Origin of the sequence: Psychrobacter sp. W2-37-MNA-CIBAN-0211 (assembly GCF_040309405.1) — a bacterium.
Classification (GTDB): Bacteria; Pseudomonadota; Gammaproteobacteria; order Pseudomonadales; family Moraxellaceae; genus Psychrobacter; species Psychrobacter glaciei.
In genome coordinates, this window is the sequence record NZ_JBEOOU010000036.1 from 1 (window position 1) to 986 (window position 986).

Sequence of the window (986 nt, forward strand, 5' to 3'; positions counted from 1 at the left end):
TGGCATGGCTTGCTCGTCCCATTTGAGATGGATGGTGTGCCAGGTATCAGCTTTGATGGTATTCCTGCGAACAGTACCTTTACCTATAAATTCAAACTCATTCAATCGGGTACGTATTGGTATCACTCCCATACTGGCTTTCAAGAGCAAACTGGAATGCGCGGCGCTATCGTCATTGAGCCTAAAGGCCGCGAACGCCATCCAGTCGCCGAAGATCACGTGATTTTATTGAGTGATTGGACACACCGCGATCCGCATAACTTGCTAAAGCTATTAAAGCAGCGCGCTGACTTTGATAACTACCATTTGCCAGATTTTAAAAAGCTATTGTCTGATATTGCCGCAACAGATCTAGAAGCCGCTTATGACAAGCGCAAAATGTGGAATAAGATGCGCATGATGCCGACAGATTTTACGGATCTGTCTGGTGAAAAAACCTTTACCTACCTTATGAATGGTAAAACCACCGCCGCCAATTGGACACAGCTAGTGAAAGCGGGACAGCCCGTCAAACTGCGCTTTATCAATGGCTCAGCACAGACGATATTTGATGTGCGTATACCGGGTCTGAAAATGACCGTCGTCTCAACGGATGGCAATGATGTCGCGCCCGTTGCGATTGATGATTTCCGTATTGGCGTTGCTGAGACTTATGATGTCATCGTCACGCCGACCAAAGATGCACATACCATATTTGCCCAAAATATCGATCGTTCAGGCTATGTCGCGACCACGCTTGCAACCAAAAAAGGTGCTCGTGCTGCAATACCTGCTATGGACAAGATCGAATGGCTGACCATGGCCGATATGATGGGTGCGATGGGTGATAAAGGCTACAAAGCAAAACATGCTAAGACCGAGTATGACTTCAAGAGTGATATGCGCGTCGACAGTCCACGTATGAACCTCGATGATCCCGGTATTAACCTGCGTGATATTAATAGAAAGGTGTTGACTTATGATCAATTGCGCTCCGTGGACGAGCA

At 47.1% G+C, this 986-nt stretch carries 1 protein-coding gene; it reads left to right on the plus strand.

Features of this window, described 5'->3' with window-relative positions; translation table 11 throughout:
• Nucleotides 1-986 (plus strand): multicopper oxidase domain-containing protein (locus AAEY72_RS14150; protein ID WP_352311133.1); only part of this gene is annotated, 986 nt, incomplete at both ends.